Origin of the sequence: Polyangium sp. y55x31, assembly GCF_029946505.1 — a bacterium.
Lineage (GTDB): Bacteria > Myxococcota_A > Polyangia > Polyangiales > Polyangiaceae > Polyangium.
The window spans coordinates 66,682-75,554 of record NZ_JARZHG010000052.1 but is presented as its reverse complement, the minus strand read 5'-3'; the positions used below and the strand labels follow the sequence as shown (position 1 = coordinate 75,554).

The window sequence follows — 8,873 nt, the reverse complement described above, 5'->3', positions numbered from 1 at the left end:
GGCGGCGGGCGCAGCGGCGCGACCACGCGGGGCCGCCTGTGCAGGCGCAGCGGCCGCGGGCGCAGGCGCGCGGGCCGGCAGCGGGGCGCCGGTCGAGACGTTGCCTCGCACGAGCGCGCCGGGCCGGATGCCGATCTGCGGGGCGCCGATGTCGCCGACGACGCGCGCGCCGGGCTCGAGCACGACGAGCTCGGTCGCCGACACGTTGCCCGCGACGGCACCGCGCACGATGATGCGCTTGCCGGAGACGTCGCTCTTCACGAGCGCCGTCTCGCCGATGAGCAGCTCTCCCTGGACGGTGACGCTTCCCTCCACGAAGCCGTGGAGGTCGAGGTCCCCGTCGCCGCGGATGGAGCCGCGGATCGTGGTCCCGCGGCCGATGGTCGAGGGGGTCGTCATCGGATCACACGTCCATGTCGACGTTGCCCTTGAACGAGGCACCGTCCGCGATGGTCAGCCGCGCCGCCTTGACGTCGCCAACGAGGCGCCCGCCGGTGAGCAGATCGACGCGATCCGAGGCGCTCACGTTGCCCGTCACGTTGCCGCCGACCGAGAGAGAGGCCGCCGCGATGTCCGCCTCGACGACCGCGCCTCCCTCGACGGTCACGCCGCCGTCGACGCTGAGCTTGCCGCGAACCGTGCCGGCCACGACCACCTCCTCGTCGGAGGTGATCTCACCCTCGATCGTGATGCCGCTGCCGATGATCGTACCCGCCACCTTCCACGCTCCCTCGCCGCGCGCGCCGCAGCACGTTCGTGTTCCTCGGAAAAACCTTCACCGACCGCCGGCGCGGCCACCCAGAAGCTCGGCCGGCAGCTCGAAATCCGCCTCGATTCGCCCGGAGAACTCGGCGCCTTCGTCGAGGCTCACCTCGGTGCCGCCGAGGTTGCCCGAGACCTTCGCCGACGCGCGGATCGCCACGGGGCCACGCGCGGAGACGTCTCCGGTCAAGGTGCCGGCGATCGTCACGGCCGCGGCCTCGACGTCGCCGCTCACCTCGGCGCCTTCGTCGATCAAGAGCTCGCCCGTGAGGCTCACGCCGCCCTCGACGTTGCCCTCCACGCGCAGATCTCCCTCGCCCACGACGCGGCCACGCACGCGCGTGCCGCGCCCGAGCACGGAGCCGCTCGTATCGAGATCGTTCTCTTGCATCGACGGCGCTCGGACCATGGACCTCTTCTCCACGTTCGCGTCCGCCACGGCGAAACACGCGCGGGGCGGAAAGCGCGCGCAAGCTACTCCAAGGCGATCCGGCCCGCAACGCCTGTCTGTCGGGGCCACGCGCGCCGCGGCGAGCGAAGCGTCCCTCGCGGAAACGTGCCACCATGCGGCCCGTGCCTTCCGCGACCGTACGGATCGACGCACCTCGGACTGCCTTGCGTGAGATCGCCAAGGGCTCCGCATGGCTGCTCGGCACCGCGGCCGCCGTGCGCCTCGCCGAGGTCGTCGTCGGTCGCAATCCGCTCGTCGCCGCGCTCGTCGGCGCGATCATCGTGGACCTCGGCACGTACCGCGCCGGCGTGCGCTGGGACCCGGATCCGAGCACCGGCAAGGAGCCACGAGAACGCGCGCTCCGCGGCATCGGGCTCGGGCTCGGCGTCGCGCTCGTGCTCGTGGCCGTGCCGCTCCTCGTGGCCGTGCTCCTGGGGTTTGCCTCGGTGAGCGCGGGCAGCCCGTCGAGCTCGCTCGGGTTTGCCCTGCTCCGCGCGGCGGCCGTGGCGACGCGGGACGAGCTGCTCTACCGGGGTTTGCCGCTCGTGGTGGCGGCGCGCGCGGGGCTCGGGACACGCTTCGGGATCGGGTACGCGGTGCTCGCGGGCGCCTTTGCGCTCGCGCTCGTGCCGGGTGCGTCGTGGGAGGCGCTCGTGCTCGCGGCCGCGCAAGGCGCGCTGTTCGCGGTGCTCTGGGCGCGCACCGGCGTCGCGTGGACGTCGGTCGCCGCGCACGCGGGCTTCATCCTGCTTGCAGGCGTGGGGCTTCGCGGCGGGCTCCTCGACGTGACGTGGAAAAGCGGACTGCTCGGCGACGGGCCGCGCGCGCGTGGCGTGGTCGCGCTCGTGGCCGCGATCGTCGCCGTGGGGATCGCGATCGCGGCGTGGAAGAAACTTCCGCCGAAGGCGGTCGAAAAAGCGGACGCCTAGAGACTCTGTTCAATGTAATTGCAGTGCGACGACGATGTTCGGGGACGGACGTCGTAATCGTGCGAGCCGAATCCGAGCCGGGGCCTTTACGCGGACGGCGGGATCGGATACCTCGAATGGTATGGCGCTCTCGGAAGGCTCGATACGGGCGGCGACGTTCTCGGGTGGTTTCGTTTTGCAGGGGGCGCTCGCCGCGGCGGCTTTCCTCCTCGTCGCGGGCTGCAAAGAAGGCGGGGCCGAGCCCACCGCGGAGCCCGACCGCCCCACGAGCCAGCCGGAAGCCAAGGCCGAGGCAAAGGAAGCGCCGCCCGCCGCCGAAAAGCCCGCGCCCGCGCCCGAGGCCAAGGCCGGCGCGGCCGCTGCTCCCGAGGTCGCAAAACCGCCGGCAGCCGGCCAGGCGCATGCGGGCTCCGAAAAGAAATCCCTCGCCCCCGCCGCCGCGCCCGAGCCTCCGCCGGCGCCCACACCCGCCGCCACGCCCGAGCCGGCGCCCACCGTTGCGGCCGCCCCTGCGCCGACGCCCGAGCCGCCGCCTCCGCCGCCGGTGGTATCGCCGAAGATGGGCGAGCAGAGCTTCAGCTTGTGGATGCAATCGTCGGGCAGGTACAAAGCCGGGCAGCAAGGCTTCGTCGAGGTGGTGCTCGTCCCGAAGGGCGATTTCCACTGCAACCAAGAATATCCCTACAAGATGAAGCTCGGCGCGCCGCCCGAGGGCGTCACGTATCCCACGCCGATCGTGCGGACCGAAGGCGTGAGCGTCTCGGCGAGCCGCGCCGTGATGCGCGTGCCGTTCGTCCCGCAAAACGCGGGCGATACGCAGGTGGCCGGGAAGTTCTATTTCTCGGTCTGCACGTCCGAACAATGCGTGATCGACAATCGCGACGTGGCCGTGACCGTGAAGGTCGAGTGATCCGCCGCGCCCGCGCCTACGGCTTCGCCACCGCGACGCGCGCGTGCCCCGCCGCCGCCTGCCCGCTGCCCGCGACGAACACCTTGATCACGTACTCCCCCGGGTCGAGCGGCAATCTCACGAGAAACTCCACGCGCCCTCCGCTGACGGCCTTTTCCATGCGCGTGATCACCTTGTCCGAGGCCGCCGCGTAGGTCTTTCGCAGCGCCTCCCACGCCTCGTCCTCCGGCATCGACCGGAGCTCCGCCTCGCCCGGGACCTTCGTCCGCACCACGCTGCGCTTCGTCTCCAGCGTGAACAGCGCTTTCCCCATCGGAATCGCCGGCGCGTCCACCGAAACGACCACGTCGGTGGACGGCGCGCGCGGCCCCGGGCCGCCTTCGAGCGACACCTTGGCGCTCGCCGGGTATTGCAGCACCGTCGCCGGATCACCGAGCAGGTTGTAGAGGCCGAGGTGCTCCTCCGCGAGCTCCTCCGGGTCCGATTGAAAGAGCAACGGCGCGAGCGGGACCTCGCCCTCGCGCATCCTCTGCTTCACCGTCACGACCCCCTCTCCGATCGTCGGCGCGCGCTCCTCGACGAACGTCTGCACGATCGCCTGACCATAAAGCGCATTCGGATACGGGTGGCTCTCGCGGCTCGACGCGAGCGCGGCGATCGCGCCCTCCGGATTCATGACGAGCGCCTCCGCGACGGAGCGATGGCCATTGCGTAGATCGAAGAACCCGGTGTTGCAGGTGATCGACACGAAAAAGGGTTTGCCATCGGCGATGCGCAGGCGCTTGAAATCGGCCATGTTGCCGATGTTGTACAGGCGCCCGTTGAAGCGGGCATCATCCAGGAACATCGGCGCGCCGTGGCCGACATAACCGGCGATGAGCGCGCCCGCGTCGAGCCGCTCGACGAGCCGGTCCCGGAGGAACGGGAACGGATACGCATAAGGCGAGCCCGCCTGCGGGACGACGAGGTCGACGTCCCAGTCGTAGGGGACGTCGTCGTCGAGGATCCGCGTCATCGTCCGTTCGATCATGAAATCGGCGACCGCGCCGAAATTCGCCGGCCCGCTGAAGAGCGTGATGCTGCGGCGCCACGTGCCTTCCGGCCGTGCGGTCTCGTAATCGATGACCTTCTTCGCGAAGCCGATCGCGTCCGAAAGCGTCCGCGCCGGCACCCGACCCACGGCGAGCGGCGTGGGAGATCGAGCGGCCGCGAAATCCGGTTGTCCCGGCGCATCGACATGGGCGAGGGCGTAGGGGAAGTCCGTCGCGTAGATCTCCTCCATGTGATGGTAGAAACCACGCTCCTCCTCGCTGAGGTGCGACACGAGAAACGCGTGCTCCTCGTGATCGTGATTCTCGTAGCCGAGCTTCGGTCGGTAAAACGTGGGCAGGAACGTGGTCCCCACGAGCGCCTCGCCGTACCCCGGCGCGTCTCCGACGAGCAGGACGAACCGCAGGCGTTTGCCCGCGCGCGACGCCGTCTCCCGGATCACCCCGGCGATCTGCTCGGGTGACAGCGGCTTGCCGCCCTCCGGAGCGAGGTCCTCGAGGGCGACCCGCGCGACCCTGAGCCCGCGGCTCTCGCGGTGCACGAGCAGCGGCTCGATCCCCTCGAGCAGCGCGCGAGGACCGATCGCGAGGTAATCCACGTCCGCGCGTGTCTGCGCGGCCTTCGCCGTGGGTTTGCCCGCGGCCACGGGAGCGCCCCGCGGGACGGCCGAAGCGCAGCCCACGAGCCCGAGGAACACCACGATCCGTGCGAAACGACGAACACGCATCGCGGCGAGTCTACCCGGGACGCCGGCCTTCCGGGAAGGGCCCGTCGTGGTACGCTCGCGCGCGTGCGCCGCGAGGGGCCGCGAGAGGCCCGCGGGCACGGAAATGGTGGGCACGGCCGTGAAATACCCTGTCTTTTTCAATTTCCAACCCGGGCGCGCCTTGGCGGGGCTCGCCCTCGGCCTCACGATCCTCGGCGCGGCTTGCTCCGCGACGGGCCCCTCCGCCTCGACGAAGGGCGCGGGCGGCAGCGGCGGCGACGGCGCGGGCGGCGGCGGAGGCGCCGCGGGCTTCGATCCGGCCGGATCCGGCGGCGGGCCCGACATCCCCACGGACCCGAAGACGTGCGCCGAGGCCGCCGAAGCGCGGAGCTACGTCGGCTGCGATTTTTATCCGACGGTCGTCGACAACCTCGTGTGGGGCATCTTCGATTACGCGGTCGTCGTCGCGAACGCCGGCGACGAGCCCGCCTCGGTCACGGTGAGCCGGGGGAGCGAGGTCATCGCCACGGCCGACGTCGCGCCGAGCGGGCTCTCGACGATCTATCTGCCCTGGGTGGAGGAGCTGAAATCGACGGTCACGCCGTTCCTCTGCGCGACGCCCTCGATCAAGACGCAGACCGTCCGCGTGAACGGCGGCGCCTATCACCTCGTCTCGACCCGCCCCGTCACGGTCTACCAGTTCAACGCCCTCGAATACGCGGCGAAGGGCGGCCCCGCGGGCAAGGACTGGTCGACGTGCCCCGCCTATGCCTGCCCGAACACGCAGTGTTTTTCCTACTCGAACGACGCCTCCCTGCTCCTGCCGAGCACCGCGCAGACCCGCGCCTACCGCATCATGGGCCCGCCCGCGTGGCTCAACCCGGAGAACAATTTCGAGTTCCCGCCTTACTTCGCCGTCACGGGTTTGTCTGACAATACCGGCGTCACGATCAAGCTCTCGGGTACGGCCTCGATCGCCGGCGGCGCGGGTGTGCCGAGCACGCCGCCCGGGGGGACGGCGACGCTCGCCTTGAATCGCGGCGACGTCGTGCAGGTCGTCGGCGGCGCCGGCTCCGATTTCAGCGGCACGCTCGTCACCACGTCCGCGCCCGTGCAGGTGATCTCCGGCATTTCGTGCTCGAACATGCCCCACGACGCGGTGGCCTGTGATCACCTCGAAGAGAGCGTCTTCCCCGCCGAGACGCTCGGAAAACATTATTTCGTCACCGTCCCGACGAGCCCCACGGCCTCGCCCGTCGGCCACGTGGTGCGCCTCTTCGGCAACGTCGACAATACGACCCTCACCTACCCCGGCGGCGCCCCGCCCGGCGCGCCGAGCACGCTCGCGGCCGGCGAAATGGTCGAGCTCGACATGGTCTCGCAGGATTTCGAGGTCGTGGGCGACCACGAATTCGGCGTCGTCTCGTTCCAGATCGGCGCCTCGCTCATCTACCCGAACCTGCCCGTCGACCAGCAAAAAGGCGACCCGGCGATGAGCTTCGCCACCGCGGTCGAGCAGTTCCGCAAGAAATACGTCTTCCTCGCGCCCGCCGATTACGACGCGAGTTACGCCGACGTCATCATGCCCGTCGCCGCGACGCTCACGCTCGACGGCATGACGCTCGCCGTCCAGCCGAAACCCCTGAGCTCCGGCTTCGGCATCGCGCGCGTGCCGCTCTCGAATGCGAAGGGCGGCGCGCACGTGCTCGAAGCGAGCCTGCCCGTGGGCCTCCAGGTCATGGGCTACGGGACGTACACGAGTTATCAGTATCCCGGCGGCCTCAACCTGCGCGAGATCGCGCAGCCGCCTTTGAAGTAGAGAGCCGCTCGATCACGCTGGCGAGCTCGCCCGGATCGAGCGGCTTCGCCACGTGCGTGTCGAATCCATGCAAAATCGCGCGGCTCCGGTCCTCGGGGCGCGCGTACGCCGTGAGCGCGACGACCGGCGTCGCGCTCCCCTCGGCGGGCGAGGAGCTCCGCAGCTCCTCGATGAAACCGTACCCGTCCTGCCCCGGCATGCCGATGTCGCAGACCACGACGTCCGGACGCGATTCCTTGATTTTCCCGAGCCCCTCGGCGGCGCTGGCGGCCACGAGGACCGTGGCGCCGCGGCTCGACAGATACGACGAGAGCATTTCAAGCACGTCGGGCTCGTCGTCGATCACCAGGATCCGGTGACCTTCGAGGCTCGGCCCCGGCGCACGCCCGAGGCCATGCAACGGGGGCGCGCCTTCCGATATGGACGACGAATCGTGCTTTCGCGGCAGCCGCACCACGAAACGCGCGCCCTTGCCCTCGCCTTTGCTCGTCACCTCGATCACGCCCCCGTGCAATTCGACGAGGTGGCTCACGATCGCGAGCCCGAGCCCGAGCCCGCCGTAGGCGCGCGTCGTGCCCACGTCCGCCTGGCGAAAGGGCTCGAAGACGTGCGGCAAAAACGCGATCGGAATGCCTTTGCCCGTATCCTCCACGGCAAACTCGACATGGCTCTCGTCGCCGTCCAGCGAGACGAAGACCTGCCCCCCGGCCGGCGTGAATTTCACCGCATTCGAGAGCAAGTTCCACACGACCTGCTTCAGCCGCGCCGGATCGGCGCGTAATGGGCGGACGCCCGCGTCGAGGGCCCGGATGATCTCCACGCCCTTCGCCGTCGCCGAGGGACGCACGGCGTCGATCGCCTCTTCCGCCACGGCGAGCGGATCCACGTCCTGCACCTCGATCCGCATCGATCCCGCGAGGATCTTCGTCACGTCGAGCAGATCGTCGATGAGCTGCGCCTGGGCCCGCGCATTCCGCTCGATCACCAGGATCGCCTTCGCCAGCGTCTCCGGCGGCGGCACCCTCGCGCGCAGGATCGTCGCCCAGCCGAGGATGGCCGTGAGCGGCGTGCGCAATTCGTGGCTCATCATGCCGAGAAACAGGTCCTTCGCGTGGTTCGCCTCCTCCGCGCGCCGCATCTCGGCCCTGGCCGCGTCGAAGAGGTGGCCCCGCTCGAGCGCTTGCCCCGCGAGCCGCGCGAACGTCTGCATTTCGCGCTGATCGTCGTCGTCCGTGAGCTGCGTCGGAGCATCGTACATGAGCCCGAGCGCCCCGAGCTGGCAGCCGCCCGCGCGGATCGGCAAGACGAGCATGGCCTCGACGTCGAGGATGCGCCGCGCGAATTCGGGATACCGCGCCTCGATCGAGATCCGATTGCCGAGACAAACCGGCGCATCCAGGCGCACCGCGTCGGTCAGCGGCAGCGCCTCGACGAGCGGCAAACGCCGGCCGAGCCAGACCGCGAGCATCTCCTCGGAAAACCCCTCCATGCACACGATTTCGAGCGCGCCCTGCTCGGCCACGACCTTCGCGAACACGCCGCGAAGCGCCCCGAACGACACGCGCCCCTCGGTCACGATGGCGTCGATCAACTCGCGGATCGTGCGCGCGGCCGAGAGCTTCGCGGTGAATGCCTGCAGCCGCTCCATGCGCCGCCGCTCGCGCTCGGCCACTTCGTAGAGGTTCGCGAGGGCCGCCTCGTTACGCTTGTGCAGGTCGATGTCCGTGAGCGCGCCGAACCATCGCTCGGGGCGCCCATCCGGTCCGAGCAGCGGCCAGGCGCGCGAGAGAAACCAGCGATATTCCCCGTCCACCCCGCGCACGCGCTCTTCGCACTCGAAAATATCGCCCGTCCGCTGGCACGACATGAACGTGCGCCCGGCCTGCTCGCGGTCGTCGGGATGAACCCACTCGAGCCAGCTCACGTTCCGTCCGGTCTCGAGCGTCCGGCCGGTATACTCCACGAATCGGCGATTGTAGTATTCGACCCCGCCCGGACCCCAGATCCATACGAGATGCGGCAGCGCCTCGGCGATCGGGCCCAAGCTCCGGGCGCTTGGCGGGGTGCATCCGTCCGAAACGGAGGAATCCCCGCGGTGCACCTCCAGCAGACGCTGGTTCTCGCGTCGCAGGTGCTCGATCTCGCGTTCCAGCGATTCGAGCCGAGCTCGCGGGTCCTCATCCGACATGGCGGCCGCTCCCAGGGTCATTGCATTTCGACGCGGCGTCAAGCAGGCGCGCGAGCGG

At 69.9% G+C, this 8,873-nt stretch carries 8 protein-coding genes; 3 read left to right on the top strand and 5 right to left on the bottom strand.

Translation table 11 applies throughout. The features are described from left to right. The 3 genes from QHF84_RS45890 to QHF84_RS45880 form a co-directional block, all read right to left on the bottom strand. Positions 1-399 (bottom strand): polymer-forming cytoskeletal protein (locus QHF84_RS45890; protein ID WP_281319965.1); only part of this gene is annotated, 399 nt, incomplete at its 3' end. Between the two features lie 4 nt (positions 400-403). After that, a complete protein-coding gene (locus QHF84_RS45885; RefSeq protein WP_272418381.1) occupies positions 404-718 on the bottom strand; it encodes a polymer-forming cytoskeletal protein in 315 nt (104 codons plus the stop codon). A 57-nt stretch (positions 719-775) separates the two neighbouring features. Continuing rightward, positions 776-1,171, bottom strand: a complete 396-nt coding sequence (locus QHF84_RS45880) for a polymer-forming cytoskeletal protein (protein WP_281319964.1) — start codon at positions 1,169-1,171, stop codon at positions 776-778. Between the two features lie 206 nt (positions 1,172-1,377). Between QHF84_RS45880 and QHF84_RS45875 the strand changes: the two genes are divergently transcribed. Both QHF84_RS45875 and QHF84_RS45870 read left to right on the top strand, forming a co-directional pair. After that, entirely contained in the window at positions 1,378-2,142 is a 765-nt protein-coding gene (locus tag QHF84_RS45875; protein WP_281319963.1) for a CPBP family glutamic-type intramembrane protease, read from the top strand. Between the two features lie 121 nt (positions 2,143-2,263). Next, positions 2,264-3,052, top strand: a complete 789-nt coding sequence (locus QHF84_RS45870) for a hypothetical protein (RefSeq protein ID WP_281319962.1) — start codon at positions 2,264-2,266, stop codon at positions 3,050-3,052. Between the two features lie 16 nt (positions 3,053-3,068). On the opposite strand, the gene QHF84_RS45865 is transcribed toward QHF84_RS45870, so the two are convergent. Next, complete coding sequence (locus QHF84_RS45865) at positions 3,069-4,943, bottom strand: C25 family cysteine peptidase (protein ID WP_281319961.1); 1,875 nt, start codon at positions 4,941-4,943, stop codon at positions 3,069-3,071. 4 nt (positions 4,944-4,947) lie between these two features. Here QHF84_RS45865 and QHF84_RS45860 point away from each other — a divergent pair, with 4 nt between their 5' ends. After that, positions 4,948-6,627 carry an IgGFc-binding protein gene (locus tag QHF84_RS45860; RefSeq protein ID WP_281319960.1) on the top strand — a complete coding sequence of 560 codons (1,680 nt, stop codon included), beginning with the start codon at positions 4,948-4,950 and terminating at the stop codon, positions 6,625-6,627. On the opposite strand, the gene QHF84_RS45855 is transcribed toward QHF84_RS45860, so the two are convergent. Next, positions 6,590-8,815 (bottom strand): ATP-binding protein, encoded by a 2,226-nt coding sequence (locus QHF84_RS45855; protein ID WP_281319959.1) that lies wholly within the window; start codon positions 8,813-8,815, stop codon positions 6,590-6,592. The genes QHF84_RS45860 and QHF84_RS45855 overlap by 38 nt on opposite strands. Positions 8,816-8,873: the final 58 nt, after the last annotated feature.

What these genes read in the sequence shown, in the direction of transcription:
- QHF84_RS45855 (WP_281319959.1), bottom strand. Translation starts at nt 8,815, where the DNA reads ATGTCGGATGAGGACCCGCGAGCTCGGCTCGAATCGCTGGAACGCGAG.
- QHF84_RS45870 (WP_281319962.1), top strand. Translation starts at nt 2,264, where the DNA reads ATGGCGCTCTCGGAAGGCTCGATACGGGCGGCGACGTTCTCGGGTGGT.
- QHF84_RS45880 (WP_281319964.1), bottom strand. Translation starts at nt 1,171, where the DNA reads ATGGTCCGAGCGCCGTCGATGCAAGAGAACGATCTCGATACGAGCGGC.